Annotated in this window: 15 protein-coding genes; 11 read left to right on the top strand and 4 right to left on the bottom strand. The window is 39.3% G+C overall.

The window, feature by feature from the left end:
- From NYF15_RS14745 to yejK, 3 genes are all read right to left on the bottom strand, one after another.
- Entirely contained in the window at nucleotides 1-825 is an 825-nt protein-coding gene (locus NYF15_RS14745) for an alpha/beta fold hydrolase (RefSeq protein ID WP_371353956.1), read from the bottom strand.
- Between the two features lie 187 nt (nucleotides 826-1012).
- The gene (locus tag NYF15_RS14740) at nucleotides 1013-1354 is read right to left on the bottom strand and encodes a hypothetical protein (RefSeq protein WP_371353955.1); all 342 of its coding nucleotides are present in this window, start codon (nucleotides 1352-1354) and stop codon (nucleotides 1013-1015) included.
- A 170-nt stretch (nucleotides 1355-1524) separates the two neighbouring features.
- A complete protein-coding gene (gene yejK / locus NYF15_RS14735; RefSeq protein WP_130150031.1) occupies nucleotides 1525-2541 on the bottom strand; it encodes a nucleoid-associated protein YejK in 1017 nt (338 codons plus the stop codon).
- A gap of 63 nt (nucleotides 2542-2604) precedes the next feature.
- On the opposite strand from yejK, the gene NYF15_RS14730 reads away from it, so the two are divergent.
- The 11 genes from NYF15_RS14730 (at nucleotide 2605) to NYF15_RS14680 (ending at nucleotide 13628) form a co-directional block, all read left to right on the top strand.
- The gene (locus NYF15_RS14730; RefSeq protein WP_054554702.1) at nucleotides 2605-2817 is read left to right on the top strand and encodes a DUF1414 domain-containing protein; all 213 of its coding nucleotides are present in this window, start codon (nucleotides 2605-2607) and stop codon (nucleotides 2815-2817) included.
- 5 nt (nucleotides 2818-2822) lie between these two features.
- Nucleotides 2823-4316 carry a DUF3413 domain-containing protein gene (locus NYF15_RS14725; RefSeq protein WP_130150032.1) on the top strand — a complete coding sequence of 498 codons (1494 nt, stop codon included), beginning with the start codon at nucleotides 2823-2825 and terminating at the stop codon, nucleotides 4314-4316.
- A gap of 64 nt (nucleotides 4317-4380) precedes the next feature.
- Nucleotides 4381-4854, top strand: a complete 474-nt coding sequence (locus NYF15_RS14720; RefSeq protein WP_371353954.1) for a DUF4124 domain-containing protein — start codon at nucleotides 4381-4383, stop codon at nucleotides 4852-4854.
- Nucleotides 4855-4955: 101 nt separating this feature from the next.
- Complete coding sequence (gene aceK / locus NYF15_RS14715) at nucleotides 4956-6680, top strand: bifunctional isocitrate dehydrogenase kinase/phosphatase (RefSeq protein WP_237114155.1); 1725 nt, start codon at nucleotides 4956-4958, stop codon at nucleotides 6678-6680.
- 16 nt (nucleotides 6681-6696) lie between these two features.
- Nucleotides 6697-7635 (top strand): LysR family transcriptional regulator, encoded by a 939-nt coding sequence (locus NYF15_RS14710; protein ID WP_062569248.1) that lies wholly within the window; start codon nucleotides 6697-6699, stop codon nucleotides 7633-7635.
- A 198-nt stretch (nucleotides 7636-7833) separates the two neighbouring features.
- Nucleotides 7834-8277 carry a PA2169 family four-helix-bundle protein gene (locus NYF15_RS14705; protein WP_062569411.1) on the top strand — a complete coding sequence of 148 codons (444 nt, stop codon included), beginning with the start codon at nucleotides 7834-7836 and terminating at the stop codon, nucleotides 8275-8277.
- Nucleotides 8278-9339: 1062 nt separating this feature from the next.
- Nucleotides 9340-9714 (top strand): hypothetical protein, encoded by a 375-nt coding sequence (locus NYF15_RS14700; RefSeq protein WP_371353953.1) that lies wholly within the window; start codon nucleotides 9340-9342, stop codon nucleotides 9712-9714.
- A 141-nt stretch (nucleotides 9715-9855) separates the two neighbouring features.
- Nucleotides 9856-10293, top strand: a complete 438-nt coding sequence (locus NYF15_RS14695) for a hypothetical protein (protein ID WP_371353952.1) — start codon at nucleotides 9856-9858, stop codon at nucleotides 10291-10293.
- Between the two features lie 486 nt (nucleotides 10294-10779).
- The gene (locus NYF15_RS14690) at nucleotides 10780-11565 is read left to right on the top strand and encodes a hypothetical protein (protein WP_371353951.1); all 786 of its coding nucleotides are present in this window, start codon (nucleotides 10780-10782) and stop codon (nucleotides 11563-11565) included.
- A gap of 98 nt (nucleotides 11566-11663) precedes the next feature.
- Nucleotides 11664-12677: a DUF4917 family protein gene (locus tag NYF15_RS14685; protein WP_371353950.1), complete on the top strand. Its 1014-nt coding sequence runs from the start codon at nucleotides 11664-11666 to the stop codon at nucleotides 12675-12677.
- Nucleotides 12678-12758: 81 nt separating this feature from the next.
- Nucleotides 12759-13628 (top strand): HNH endonuclease, encoded by an 870-nt coding sequence (locus NYF15_RS14680; RefSeq protein ID WP_371353949.1) that lies wholly within the window; start codon nucleotides 12759-12761, stop codon nucleotides 13626-13628.
- Nucleotides 13629-13954: 326 nt separating this feature from the next.
- On the opposite strand, the gene NYF15_RS14675 is transcribed toward NYF15_RS14680, so the two are convergent.
- Nucleotides 13955-14932 carry a catalase family peroxidase gene (locus NYF15_RS14675; protein ID WP_371353948.1) on the bottom strand — a complete coding sequence of 326 codons (978 nt, stop codon included), beginning with the start codon at nucleotides 14930-14932 and terminating at the stop codon, nucleotides 13955-13957.
- Between the last annotated feature and the right edge of the window lie 65 nt (nucleotides 14933-14997).

Genomic DNA, 14997 nt, shown 5'->3' with positions numbered 1-14997 from the left:
TCATTGTGGATATAACGACTGTGACTGAGTGCGTGACATCAGCTTTTCAATTTCAGCAATCACCATATCAGGCTCATCATTTTGTACAAAGTGATAACTATTACTGGTTAGAACACTTTCTCCTTGCGGAAACTGCGCAGCCCACTCTGAATGAAGTTTCCCCCAAAGCTCCCTTCCTTTATCGGTAAAAAATAAAAGTGGAGGGTTAGCAAACTTTTTAACAGAAGCAATGACTGTAACGGGTATATCAGGAATGTCAGGATAATCAGGTAATGGACGCTTAGACCAAAAATCCAAATACTGATTTGACATTCCATTCGCAAGATCGTCTAACTTTACCTGTGCTATCTCTTTTTCTGCTTGTTGCAAATCTATCTGGCGCATAATATCAACATCATGTTCAGACGCAGGCTCAATTAACATCAGTGCAGAGAGCTTACCTGGATAACGTGAGGCAAAAACCCTTGCTATATAAGCACCATATGAGTGAGCAATATAAATAACAGGTTCATTTACATTCAGCGCTGTCAGTAAGGTATGTGCTTCATCTGCATATTCTTCAGAACTGTAGTTTTTAGTTACTTTTTCGGAGCCGCCATTGCCAATACGCGAATATCTAATCACCTTAGCTTTGCTTGATAATTGTTCAAATATCGCATCCCAATCAGATAAACCTGCCGAACCACCCGCCTCAAGAAAAAGAGTGTGTTGGCCATGGCCTTTTATTTCGTATTCAACCTTATAGCCGTTCACTTTTACAAAACCCGTTTTAGCTACAGAACTAAACGTAACAATTGCCAGCAATAAAATGCATATTGATTTCACTTGTTATCCTTATATATTCGTCAGTGATTTATTAGATCTTCCACTGTAATATTACTTTTATACGTAAAGACAATGCTTTGCCGCTCTGTTATTGCAAAGAAAGCGACGCACCTTATACAGCTTGAACATGATTACCAGTAATCAAAGGTTACCACCATATTCATTACTAAAATCATGAATTCATATACTATTTTCTTTTCTTGTCCTCAACATAGCTTTTAACGTCCAATAAAATTAGAAAAAGTACAAATGATCCACACCACATAGCAAAGACCCATACCGCAGGCAATAACTCAGACCAACTGGTTATATTGATTACTTGATAATAAAACACACCTAATGAAATTAATGGCAATATGAATAGAGAATAAAAAAGCAAAATAATTGAACGGGACAATAGTTTTTGATAAATATTTTCTGTTTTAGATCTAAGCTCCACCAGAGCAAAAACACATTGCGTGGCTATAAAAAGCATAAATACTTGCAAAAAGCTACAGCCTATAGCTGCTAAAACTGCAATCCATTGCATATATTTCTCCATAAAATTAGTGAGTTACGTAGAATATTACTACAATTCTGCCTTAGGTAGCTAACACTGTTTTAAAAACAACCAAGAGTCGTCAGTGAAAGCGATAAAAAAAGCCCAACTACGGCAACAGCTGGGCTAAGAAATAACAACTCACAGTAAACCTAGTGCTACTAACCTTCTTCTTGCTCCATAAAGCGCTGAAGCTGGTCTTTAAGATTAGGTGGAATGCCTTTTATCACAAGCGTATCTGTTGCTTCGTTGTACGTCACACGTTCACCTAAATGTTTACGCTCAAAGCTGACACTTACGCCACCACCCATACCTGAAAATTTCACCATGCTGGTGACGGTCTTTTTATCTACAGGGAACGATTCTTCTAAGTCGTAGCTCTGCTCCTGGCAAAAGCTTTCAAATGGACTATCGTCATTTTTTGATAGTGTAGCCGACAGCTCTTTAACATTGGCATCTTCCCCTGTCGTTACGCAGTCATTACAATAATCAAAAACTTGTTTGCGTAGCTCGTCTTTTTCTGACTTGTCGTATTGCTGCTCTGATAAATAATCTTCTACGGCATTTAGCATCACTTGGCTTTGTTGCTTAGGATCAATTCCCTCTTCGCAGCCTAAAAAGTCTAAAAAGAAATCTGCAACTTTGCGACCCGCACGACCTTTAATGAAAGAAATATAACGATTATCCTCTGGTTGCGTGTCCCATGCCGTTAAGTCAACACGTGCAGCCAATTGCATACGAGAAATATCTAAGTGACGCGATGATGCTAAATCAAGCTCAGACGTAATTGAGTAATGCTCTTTAATGTTGATCATAGCAATTAACAGGAAGTCACTTGCCACATACTGATAATGACAAAAAACTAAATAACCTGTTTCATTAAAGGCATACTTATTGAGCTCTTCCTTTAGTACGTTAGTTGCTTGCTCGGTCATATGCCAAAAGCCGAGCTCATCATTGCGATAGCTTTGCATCGCCGATGCAACCACACTGTTTTTATCACCGCTAAACGCGCAATAACCTTTACCCGGTTTTCCATTGTATGCATGGTGTAACTGTTCAATAAATACAGCGACTTTGTCGTTAACAACCATCTCATCATTGCGTAAATGAATTTCTGTATCGTCGTCCTTTTTGTCTACATAATGAACGACTAATTTTTTAACATCTATTGTCATCTTTGTTTTTCACGCCTCTGGTGTTAAAATACGGGAATATAACTCTTTTTATCGAACCAACTGATGCCTATCATATCAAAATATTCCAATGACCAAGTAGAACAAATCGTTGATCAGCTGATTGATGTACTGACAGAGCATAAAGCGCCTGTTGATTTAAGTCTTATGTGTTTAGGAAATTCTATCACGCATATTTTAAAAGAGCATGTCCCGTCAGAGAAAAGACAAGCTGTTGCCGACAACTTTGCAAAAGCATTAGCACAGTCGGTTAAATAATATTTATGAATTTATCGCAACAAAGTCAATTCTCATCAAAAGTAAGTCAGCTTTTAAGCTGGGGGCACTGGTTTACCTTCGCAAATATCGGCTTAGTGTTATTTATTAGTCTGAGTTATTTATTTGCAGACAGCGCACCGACCACCTTTATGGGGGTTGTATATATGTTGGTAACCTGGTTAAGTCATACCAGCTTTATTACTTTTATTGCCTTTGTTTTAACGATATTTCCATTAAGTTTAGTCTTTCCATACCCGCGACACATACGCGGTATGGCTGCACTTATAGCCACTGTTGGGGCATCACTTTTAACACTTGATGCCTATGTCTATTTTAATTTAGGGTATCACTTAAACTCATCTGCATTACCTGAAATTGTCTCATTGTTATGGCATCGTTTAACCAGTTCTCCTGCACTTACAACCTTACTTGCAGGCGGTATTGTGCTGCTTATTCTCGCGTTTCAGTTACTTGTGAGTAATTATACTTGGCATCATCTTGCTCGTTTAAAGCAATACAAATTCGCACGTTATGCAACTAGCACTATTTTAGTGTGTTTTGCACTCAGCCATAGTATTCATATCTGGGCTGATGCTAACTTAAAGTTTGATATTACCAAACAAGATAATGTACTCCCGCTGTCATACCCAACAACAGCCAAAAGCTTATTAGCTAAAAACGATTTACTCGATATAGAAAGCTATAAAGAAGCGCACGATGTCAGGCTCGACCCTCATAACGTTGGCTATTTACCACCTTCGCCTATTGAACAATGTAGTGTAGAGACTGCCGCTAAAGTAGATATTTTAGTCTTTTCAGATAATCAAGCATTAGAGCAGTTTGTAGCCGGTGAGCCGACTTTACGCAAAACGGACTTATTTCTTCAACCTATTGAAACAGAAGACACACTATTTAGTTTGTTATACGGCTTACCTGCTTTTTATAAAGCCCCTATTATTACTAATCAGCAATTGCCGCTATGGGTTAATGAAAAACGTTCATTGCATGTAGAAGGCTTTAATCAATTCGATTATGTGAATATTACTCAGTCAGATGCCGCCGTTAGACTCATTAATGCGTCGAACACAACCAACGTTCGTGAAGATGCAACCACCATTTTTGCATTTAGCCTAGCACAGCAAAACAACGGTATTGTTACAACTTCAAGACTTTATAGCTCAGATAAAAAAGTTGTCCAAACTGACGGACTTATTCAGCCAAGTGATATTATCGCAACAAGCATTGGTCAATATCTTGGCTGCCAAAGCTTAGCTAAACAAACAATGCTAGGTAGTAATTTGTATAAACGCCATGACGACACAGGTGTAAACTATTCTCAAAATGTCTTTATTGCATTTAAAAAGGATCGGATCACACTAATAGATTCAGATGGCAACTTTAAAAATATATCGGCCGCACAGGGTTTTGCTATTGAGCAAGGACTCGACATTCCATTTTTAGTACAGAGCATAAAAAAACTAAAACGCTTTACCCCTTAATATGCTAAAAATGACGGCTTAATTATAGTTACTCAACACTATTAATTTAGAGGACATGGATGTCATGAAAGCCGTAATCCTTTTTTTATTTAGTTTTCTGTTTTTTATCTACCCTACAAAACAGTTTGCAGCTCAATACTATAAGTGTACGACAGATAAAGGCACTATTTTTAGTCAACAACCTTGCGGTAGCCGCGCAACTAAACACACCATCAATGTAACTGACCCTAATATAGAAGCACCGAAAGACTTTGTTAAGCAGTTAAACGAATTAGAGCGCCAGCAAATTGTTCGTAACCTTGAGGCTGAAATACGCAGTAATAAACACAAGCTTGCCATTTTAGACCGTGAGCGTGATCGCGCACAATTTCAGCAAGAGCAACGCCTTAACAGAATATTATCTGATCAAGACAAAAAGCTAATCGAAAAAGACATCAAGCAACAGCTAAAATCAATTAATAAGCAATACAAACAAGATGTTGACGTGTTAACTAAAAAACTCGCTAGATTAGAAAAAAAGTTAGAGCGATATAATTAGTTATGTTTAACTATTGGGTTTCATGATTAAATAACATATTCTTAACACGCTAGAGTTAAAGCTCTAATATAAGTGTATTGAGTTTTTAAGAAGGGGTTTATATGCAACCACAACATATTGCAGAGCTAATTTTATCTGGCTTTCGCAATCACTATAAACTTTTTCAAGCAATAACAGCTAAAGCCCCCTATGCCTTTGCTCAGCAAAATTGGCAAAAGATTAATGAAATTAGCAAACTCAGGATCAGCCATTACGATGATCGGGTAAACGAAACAATTACAAAACTAAAATCGTTAAACGAGCAACAAATCATCGAGCTTGATCAAACATGCTGGTTAGAAACCAAGCAAATCTATCAACATTTTTTAAGTTTCCACCCACAAGCAGAGCTTGCCGAAACATTTTATAACTCCGTTTTTTGTCGACTATTTCATCGTCGCTACTTTAACAATGATTTTATTTTCGTCGAAGCAACACTCGCTGATGCACCTGCGCTTCCTGTTGAGGCTGAGTATAGAAGCTATTTTCCTGTTGTTGATGGCTTAAGACCGACTATTCGCAAAATCATCACCCAATTTGATTTTAAAGCGCCATTTGTGGATTTAGAACGCGACATCCGCCTATTGGTAAAGGCCTTTTATAAACAAGCACCCGATACACACCATCAAGCGTGGCAAATGCGTTTTGATATCCTGCAAGCACCTTTTTACCGTAATAAAGCTGCCTACATTGTTGGTCGTGTGGTGTCACAAAGTGGTGTGCAGCCTTTCATTATTGCTGTTTTACACCATGAAGACAAAGGCTTGTATCTGGATGCGCTACTGACCAAGTCATCACAAATGCGAGTTATTTTTGGCTTCGCACGTGCTTATTTCATGGTTGAAACCCATGCGCCATCGGCACTCGTTCGCTTTCTAAACCAACTTATGCCAAATAAGACCTTAGCGGAGCTATACAATGCTATTGGCTTTCACAAACAAGGCAAGACAGAATTCTATCGTGAATTTTTAAGTCACTTAAACCATTCTAAAGACAACCTCGTTATAGCCCCAGGTACACCGGGGATGGTGATGATGGTATTCACCCTCCCCTCGTTTGGTTACGTATTCAAAGTGATTAAAGACACCTTTGGCGAAAGCAAACCGTTTGGCCGTGATACCGTATTGAAACGCTACCAACTCGTTAAAAGCCATGACCGCGTTGGTCGAATGGCAGATACAATAGAGTATTCGAACGTCGTATTTCCTCTTGCTCGCTTTGATAGTAAATTACTTGAAGAGTTACATAAAACAATTGGCTCTTCGATGATTATTGAGGGCGAGTGGCTGATTATTAAACATTTATATATTGAAAGGCGAATGACCCCCCTTAATATGTACCTTGAGAATGCCACTGAGCAACAAGCGTTTGAAGCCATTGAAGAGTACGGCCAAGCTCTAAAAGAAATGATTGCCGTCAACATTTTTCCAGGTGACATGCTCTTAAAAAACTTTGGGGTGAGTAAACACAATCGCGTTATTTTTTACGATTACGATGAAGTTCAGTATTTAACTGATATGAACTTTAGAGCATTGCCAAAAGCAAAATCATATGATGATTATCTAACAAATGAGCAAAGCTACTCAGTTGCGCCACAAGATGTTTTCCCTGAACAATTATGCACCTTTGTCACGGCAAACCCTGTATACAAGCAATACTTGCTGAGTACTCATCCAGAGCTTGAAGACCCAGAGTTTTGGCAACAAGCGCAAAAGAATATAAAACAAGGCAAGGTGAGTCATATTTACCCGTACCCTGCCGGACAACGGTTTATCCATTATTGGTAAACACTAAGGACATGCAATGAATATAAGTAAAATAGATTTAAACTTACTTGTTTACCTCGATACGCTGCTAAGGGAGTGTAATGTAACAAAAGCAGCCAATCAGCTGAGTATTACTCAGCCAGCAATGAGTAACGGCCTCAAGCGTCTTCGCAATTTATTTAACGATCCTATCTTAGTTCGCACCAGTGAAGGTATGGTTCCAACTGAACGAGCTAAAGAACTGCAACCTGTGATCCGCGGCATTTTAATGACGTTAGAAGAAACGCTTGCCCCTAACCGCGAATTTGAAGCATCGCAAAGTAAGCGAGTCTTTCGTATCATGGCCAGTGACTACGCTGCAAGCACCCTCGCACCACGCTTACTGAGTAAATTACACGAAGAAGCACCCGATACCACACTAGATATCTTAACACCAAGCGATGTGACCTTTCATGATGTTGAAAACGGTAAAGTTGATATGGCTATAAATCGCTTTGAAAACTTACCACAATCATTTCATTATAAGCAGATTTGGAAAGATAGCTTTTGTTGCTTAGTAAAAGCCGATAATCCTATTATTGAAGACTTTAGCCTTGATAGCTATTTAAAAGCCCGCCATATCTGGGTAAGTAAAACAGGCTTTGGTGTTGGCGTGGGTATGGACCCTAAAGATGTACAAAAGCTTGGCTGGGTAGATGAAGCACTTGCTCATTTTGGTAAGCACCGTAATATTGCAACCTTCACACGTAATTATCATGTAGCCATTCACTTAGCAAAAGAACAAAACCTGGTTGCAACTCTGCCTTCAAAAGCAGCCAATATATACCTAGATGACCCCGGTTTAACGATTCTTGAACCACCCTTCCCAATTCCTCCATTTGAGCTCGATATGATCTGGAGCCCTTTATTACACCGTGATGCCAGTCACATATGGTTACGTCAAAAAGTGGCTGAAGTCGCAGATGAGCTTAAGTAACATTTTACCTATTAATTTGTAATTATTGCTGATGTTTGCTTTAACGAGGACACATCAGCCCCTTTTTTATCTCTTTATAACTTTGCAAACCATTGAAAATAAAACTCTTTTAAATAATTGACGACTATGGAACGTGTCTTGCTCTAATTTACGTGCATTGTTTTTAAGTTATTAAATTTAAATTTTAAAGAGGTCATTATGCAAACACATCAAGGACATGACGTTCATCATATTGCAGATATCATTCAAGTTATGAACAGTGGTATCGATTTTTATGAAAAAGCACAGGAAAAGGTTGAAGATCCAGCCATAATTGCACTATTTCAACGCATGATAGATGCTCGTAAAGTAAGCATAGAGCGCTTACAACCTTACGCCATCAATGAAACAGGTGAACGCGAAAATGGCTCTGCATTTGCTGTAGAAGCACGTAAAGCCTATACCGCGTTAATCACTAAACTAGGCGCTGATAAAGATAAAACCTACGTTGATGAGCTTGAAGAAGTTGAAGACAAAACACTTGCTGAAATTAAGCACGCACTCGACAAACCTCAGCCACACGACTGTGAAGCAGCGTTATCAAAAACACTGCTAACTATTCAAAGCTGTCACGCTGAAATGAGTAAGCTTAAAAAACACTAACTTGCTAACTAATCAAAGCCCAGTTCAGCTGGGCTTTTATCTATTTAGATATTGGTTCGTATTTTATCTGAAAATCTAACAATTAGATTTGGGTATCATCTGAAAGACAACTAAGAACTAATTCACCATCCGTAGTTCGTTCTTTGCCAAAGTTCGGCTAAGGTCCAATAGCCGACCAACAAACACGACTCGTTACTGCCCCAATATGAGTTAACATAATTGCTCGTGAGGTCTGCTTTAAGCGAACATTGACTATTGTCTTTTGATGCTGTTTCACATTTGACCTTTCCCCCAGAATTTACATCTTTTCCCCTATATTCAGGAAAATAAGCAATTTGCGCATATATCGTCAGACCACTTTATCAATTTACAAATATTTTTTAGCTAGCAAAAGGTTAGCCAATTTGATAAAAACGTAGTAATCAGAAAGTGAGCAGTTGTGTGGTAGAAATATGCGCGATTTGCGCACTATTAAATTGTTAGGAAACAACAAATAGAAAGTACAACAATGAAGACAAAAGAAGAGCGTTTGGAAAAGTTAGACAAAATTTTGAAGGACAATAATCTAGGATTTATCTACGACTTTCTAGGTGAAAGAGATAATAGCTTAGTTTTGCCTTTTTTCGCCAAGTGGACTTCCCAAAATTATTCAGAGAAAATGCTCAAAAGTCGAATTTGAGCGTACTACGGAATTTGCCCAAAGCATAACGGTTGAGCAGCTAGGTAGCTAATTAAAATCAGTTAGTTAACCTGCTTAATTGCCCGGACTAGTGGCCTTTGTGTGCGTAAAAATATAATTGCTTATTAATGAAAATTTAGGTGTAATGAATACATAATAAACGCTGAGCAATGCAGGAAAGCTTACTTAACATTAGTAAAGCTGATTAAGTTAGCGAGGAAAGTGAGAACCTCCAAAAAGCCTATTTTTTATAAGTAAAGCCATAGCATAAACAACACCAACTCTGACACACCGAGCTGGTAGCGGCTCAGTCCAACAAGCGATTATGCAACTCAAACAGCGTGTTGCATAAATACTAAAATGTTATGTGGATGGAGGAGAAAATGGAAAGTCTTTTATATCTCGCAGCTTTCTTGCTAATGGTTGTATCTATTGCTCATTCTTACCTCGGAGAACGCTTTATCCTTTCTAGGTTGTTTAAGCGTGACAACTTGCCAAAGATCTTAGGAAGCGATGATTTTACTAAACGTACGTTGAGATTTGCATGGCACTTAACGTCAGTTGCCTGGTTGGGGCTAGCTGGCATTATTGTGGCTCTAGCGCAGCCAGAGTTTGGTAAACAACTGGTTGGCCAGATAATCGCTATTACATTTGGTGTGCACTTTCTGACGGCCCTATTGGGATCAAAAGGAAAACACCTATCATGGATACTGTTTGGTGCAATTACCGTTTTGGTGTTGGTGGGAGCATTCACATAACAAACTGCTCAAGAGGGATTCGCAACGCGTGGTATTTTTACTATGCATTAAATTTAGTGATCAAGGTGGTTTGCGATGGCTTCGGTATTGCGTTGCTCACCCCTTAGCAGGGCGTTATGAATCTTTAGTTCGGAGCTAATTTTGAGGCTATTTGTATTAACCATTTCTTTATTTCTTTGTTCATGTTCATCTGAAGTTGAAAACAAAGATTTAGTTGGCACTTGGGAATTGCTATACGACGGTCAAGGCGATTTTTGGTTTAGTCATGTTGCATTTACTGCTTCAGGAGAAAAATGCACTATTAGCTATAGCTTTGATAAAAATAAAGAGCTTAGCGCTAGTTACTACTTAAGCACTTATAATTTAGAAAACAACGAGCTAACTGTAAAAGTAGTTCAAAGCTCTTCCCCCTATGTTAATGTTGGGGAAGAAATTAAAGATAAAATTTTAAACTTTAACCAAAATACTTTTGCAATGAAGATGTATTACCCCATCGTAGGATCTTCCGTTGACCGTTTTATAAAACTAGAAGACATAAAGGCTAGCAGCATTTGTAGTGTGGTTAAAAACAATTCATAACAAGCTGTTTAACAAGGACAAAATACAGTTGGCTTTTGCTCCTTCGTCACTTAATTTTAGCCAACTATATTTTGCCTATTAACAGGGCGTTATGTGCTAAGGAAAGTATGAAGCCTGAGAAGCCAACAATAATGGGAATGGCAGAGTTTAAGCCATCAGCAAAATGCCCTAGTTGTAACTTAATAATGTATTTGGGTAACAGGTGTCCGCACTGCGATCATTTATTAAGTCAGCCAGAGCAGGAAGCTCAAAAATTGTTCTGGAAAAAAACTAGAAATAAAGGCTATGTACGTGGGTTAGTCTTTTTCGTGATAGCTCTATTTGTATTGTCGTGGCTATTTAGCACATAACAAGGCAATTATGCATGGGACGTCTAAAGCTTGGCTGGCGCTCATTCTTCGCTAATTTTAGCCAAGCTAATACGCCCCATATTGCGGCGTTAGGCATCAAAGGCCATAGGCTCTTTATAATTGTATTGAAGAAAAAATGGAATTAAACACATATACCTTTATCAACGAAGCGCTCATTGATAGCTACTTTTTTCAACTTCCTAATGAGTTGAGAAAGAAGGACTTTAAAGTTAAAAAATCTATTAGCTTTTCACTAGGGGGGCCTAAAGTCTCTGCCTCTCAAGAAGTTGATGATAAAGAGCTTTCGTACGTAGAAAAGATATCTATTATAAATCGAGTGCTACTTAATTCAGACAGTATATCGTTAGCTAGGCCTGTCGAAGCGTATGATTCATGGGGGAATATATATAACCCTCCAAGAGAAAGTGATAATACTAGATTCGTCTTGGAATCTTTTTCTGCGAAAAAGGTGATAATACCGACCGGGAAAAATTTTAAATTTCCTCATGTAAAATATATTGTTGTGTGGGTGTCAGACCCTGATCCCGGAATATACACAGAGGAAGAATTTGTGTGGCGGGGTAGCTTTTTGTACTTGGTTCAAATTATGGAAGATCAATATAATTATCAATCTGTAATATCAGGTGTGTCTGCGCTTCAAGCACTTTCTAATATCATAGATGGGCGACCATTTTTTGAATTCTCTAAATGCAAGGGTGAGCCTTTAGGTAGGTGGAGCAATAAGCATCCGCTAGATAAGCTCGTCGATCTAGGAGGAGAGGTGTCGGATGAAAGGCAACTTACCAGCCTTTATAAAAAACGGTACATAACGGATGAACAATGTTACGAATATGATGGTGAAAAAAGGCGTGTCAACGATTTATTAGCTTATCCATTATGGATTAAAGAAAAGCATGCCTAACAAATCAATCAACTTCGCGCCTTCGGCGCCGGACAGCCTTACAGGCTGCCGGTTATTGAGGCGTTATGCATTTCATGGTTTCTCGGAACGGAGTATCGATGCCAGAGATTAAAATTGATCAAAACTTAGTTGAGTGGGAAGAGCTATCCGAGTTGGAGTGGAAAAACCTGCTTCTTGGAAATGGTTTCAGCATCAATATTTGGATCCGATTCGGGTACGGAACACTGTTTGAGGTTGCTCAGAGGGAAGATATAGACCATCAACTCACCGCGCAAAGTCTTGCCCTTTTTGAGCATGTTGGCAGCGCTAACTTTGAAGACGTTTTGAGAATCCTATATCACGCGAAGCTCGTAGATGAGCAGCTTGGTAGTCCTCAAGATGCGGAGATTACAGCTCTGTATGAAGGCGCTAAGAATGCCTTGGGTTCAGCTGTTAACTTTGCCCACATACCACCAGCACTTGCTGACGTCGCTGAGATTAATGCAAGGCTTAGGAGTTACAAGAACGTTTTTACCACGAACTATGATCTAATCCCATATTGGGCCATTATGGATTCTGATACATGGAGATTTAAAGATTATTTCTGGGGTGAAGATGGTTGCTTTGACTCATCTGATACAGCTGTTCCTGCAGACAGAACAAAGCTCCATTACCTGCATGGAGCTATCCACCTCGTAGAGCTTCCGAATGGGAGGACTAAAAAGCTAACAGCAAATGGTCTGAACAGGCTATCAGAACTCTTCGATTTGGACCATCCAGAGCAGTTTCCTCTATTTATCACCGAAGGCAGCTCTAAATGGAAATTGTCGCGGATCAAACGGAATGACTATCTCCGATTTTGTTACGAAAAGCTTGCGAGCAGCAAGAATGGATTGGTGGTAATTGGGCACTCTTTACATAAAGATTATGACCAACACATTATTGACGCGATCCTGCAGAGCGAGTCCAGTAAAGTAGCAATCGGCGTATGGCCGCATCAAGATGGAGAGGAAATTATCGCCGTGAAATCTCGGCTAACCATCGATTTGAAAGGTAAGGAACTATATTTCTTCAATTCGGAAAGCCATCCCCTTGCTTCAGCAGGCCTCAATGTTCGAGACGAAGATGCATAACAATCGCCAGCACGGGGACAAAGTTTACGCTACGCTTCAACTTTGCCCGTGTGGCTGGCGTTAAGTTTTTAGGAGAGTTCGATGCTCGAAGCAAAGTTCTATGAGACGTACTATTTTTGCAACGTAGTACATAATGTTCTTCAAGATCAGGAGAACTTCCTACGTAACTTGAATGATTTTTATGGCGATGGGAGGGTTTTTTTCCTTCTGCAGCCTTTTAGTAAATATTCTACATTCCACCGCTTTATTGAGTTTATTGTTGATGACCTTAGTTGGGAAAATACTTCAAATGTTGACCTAGGGAAAAGACAAGAAAGAATAAGGGAAACAGCAAGTTTCCCTTATTTGTCCGAGTATGCCAAATGGGACGTTTTGCCTATCGAGCAAGCTTTAGAGTTTCATGGTTTAACCCATGAAAGTTTTATAACATTCCTTACTCGAAGAGGGGGCGACTTTCTAAATTGCGACGAAGAAGATATCCATGAATATTTGGTGTTTCTGAGAGACGAAGGCACCTTTGATACTCTTGTGGAGCATACGGTGAAAGAGGTCTTTCATGTACTATTTCAAAACCGGGAATTAATGCTCACATTTAACGTTATGGTCTCTGATGCTCTGAAAAGAGAAAAAGATGAGGAATCATCGTTTGTTGAGCTTAACGGTATTAGGCGTAAAGATGGTAAATTGAAGCGGAAAAACATACCTAAATGGGTGCAAAGGGCTGTATTTTTTCGTGACAGAGGAAGGTGTGTTCTTTGTGATAAAGACCTGTCAGGAATACTTAATGCTCACAATGTCGAAAACTATGATCACATAGTACCTTTATCTCAATATGGCCTTAATGATGTATCTAACATTCAGTTGCTCTGTAAGGAGTGTAATCAAATCGCCAAAAAAGATGGAAGTGCCGTTACGTCAAGGGTGTATCAATATTGGTACAAGTACTCTTAATTTTAAGCTTCCGGTACTTGTTACATTGCCGACAGAAAAAACTTAACAAAGCATTTAAGAGTGATTCGCAACGCTTGGCGCTTTCGCTTCGCTCAAGTATAGCCAAGCGCCGCTCACACCTTAATGCGGCGTTACCACCGTCAGCTTTTGGCACTGAGCCATCCTTAGGCTCTAACTCATAAATGTCCAAAAACGAGTTTATCCGACAGCCTGCTTCTCGCTCATATACGCCTGTCAGGTTTGATTAATTCCTTTTAATCAAACCTGACAGATAGAATTAAGATGTATTTACTTTAATGTGTTAATACCAAGCGATTTAGTGTAATTTATTGACCCGTTAAACGCTTAGCAAATGAAATAGCGTAGGCTGTTGAGCGTAATTTAAGTACTTTGTCATCACTTGGCATAAAGCCTTCAGACAATAGGTTTGGGTCATAATTAGTGAGGTCGCAACCTGATTCGCCCGTAGATTCTATAGTAAGCTTTCCTAAATTAATTGTTGTGCGATCAACAGGCCAACGAACTGAAGGATCCGTTAATACATCACCTGGCTCGGCTAACTCTGCTTGAAAACGATAATGAACCTTCCCTTTTGCTAAATCCTCTTCAAGCCGCTTAGCCAGAAATGATTTAGGGAAGGTTTTCATTTGCTCTTCTGTTAGCACCTGCTCTGGCTCTTCTGGCACCATAGTCCACCTAAAGGCATGCTTAGCGCCCTTTTCATCAACCATGTAAAAGGTATGCACACCAAAATAACGCGAAGACACATACGATGCAGGCGGATTATGGTTTTGTAGCCAATTAAACTGCCCTAAGGTACTCGGGTGTTGTTGCCTGTATGCTTTCACTTTTGCAAAATCGATTTGACCCGTTTTTTCGTCAGGTAACAAAGTGCTTAGCAAACCAAAAAATGCTTCAGGGCTGTTACCTGCAAAAACAGGTGTGGTAAGCCCTGCGATATTGTGCACATCGCCATTTTCTAGCAAAAACTGCACCCCCATACCACGTGGTGAACGTGATGTTTCATCAGCGTGAGGGTTTCCACCGCCCATAGAAAAACGGATATTCGCTTTAGACGGCGCATTAAATAAAGGGCTGATTGAATACTGTTTTGCAGCTTGATTAGGTGTAAATGTACCGACAGCGCACACACCTTTGGCGTGACCTTTTCTGATACCAGGCTGCTTACCCGAGAGCTTCTCAAATAAATTTATGAAATCTTGCCCATTTACTGATTGCTCCGCAAAACTTGCTGTGGGTAAAACAAGAGATACAGCACAAACTAAAGACTTAATTTTTAGCATTTATCCATCCTTTTAACTTAGTTATATTGAGATGACCCAACAAAGCTCATTATGATTTCATTAAA

Source organism: Pseudoalteromonas sp. 68 DY56-GL68 (assembly GCF_041414825.1).
Lineage (GTDB): Bacteria > Pseudomonadota > Gammaproteobacteria > Enterobacterales > Alteromonadaceae > Pseudoalteromonas.
Note: the sequence above shows the minus strand (reverse complement) of the source record. Positions and strands in the feature narration are given on the sequence as shown.

What these genes read in the sequence shown, in the direction of transcription:
- NYF15_RS14740 (WP_371353955.1), bottom strand. Translation starts at nt 1,354, where the DNA reads ATGCAATGGATTGCAGTTTTAGCAGCTATAGGCTGTAGCTTTTTGCAA.
- yejK (WP_130150031.1), bottom strand. Translation starts at nt 2,541, where the DNA reads ATGACAATAGATGTTAAAAAATTAGTCGTTCATTATGTAGACAAAAAG.
- NYF15_RS14730 (WP_054554702.1), top strand. Translation starts at nt 2,605, where the DNA reads ATGCCTATCATATCAAAATATTCCAATGACCAAGTAGAACAAATCGTT.
- NYF15_RS14725 (WP_130150032.1), top strand. Translation starts at nt 2,823, where the DNA reads ATGAATTTATCGCAACAAAGTCAATTCTCATCAAAAGTAAGTCAGCTT.
- NYF15_RS14720 (WP_371353954.1), top strand. Translation starts at nt 4,381, where the DNA reads ATGAAAGCCGTAATCCTTTTTTTATTTAGTTTTCTGTTTTTTATCTAC.
- aceK (WP_237114155.1), top strand. Translation starts at nt 4,956, where the DNA reads ATGCAACCACAACATATTGCAGAGCTAATTTTATCTGGCTTTCGCAAT.
- NYF15_RS14710 (WP_062569248.1), top strand. Translation starts at nt 6,697, where the DNA reads ATGAATATAAGTAAAATAGATTTAAACTTACTTGTTTACCTCGATACG.
- NYF15_RS14705 (WP_062569411.1), top strand. Translation starts at nt 7,834, where the DNA reads ATGCAAACACATCAAGGACATGACGTTCATCATATTGCAGATATCATT.
- NYF15_RS14700 (WP_371353953.1), top strand. Translation starts at nt 9,340, where the DNA reads ATGGAAAGTCTTTTATATCTCGCAGCTTTCTTGCTAATGGTTGTATCT.
- NYF15_RS14690 (WP_371353951.1), top strand. Translation starts at nt 10,780, where the DNA reads ATGGAATTAAACACATATACCTTTATCAACGAAGCGCTCATTGATAGC.
- NYF15_RS14685 (WP_371353950.1), top strand. Translation starts at nt 11,664, where the DNA reads ATGCCAGAGATTAAAATTGATCAAAACTTAGTTGAGTGGGAAGAGCTA.
- NYF15_RS14680 (WP_371353949.1), top strand. Translation starts at nt 12,759, where the DNA reads ATGCTCGAAGCAAAGTTCTATGAGACGTACTATTTTTGCAACGTAGTA.
- NYF15_RS14675 (WP_371353948.1), bottom strand. Translation starts at nt 14,932, where the DNA reads ATGCTAAAAATTAAGTCTTTAGTTTGTGCTGTATCTCTTGTTTTACCC.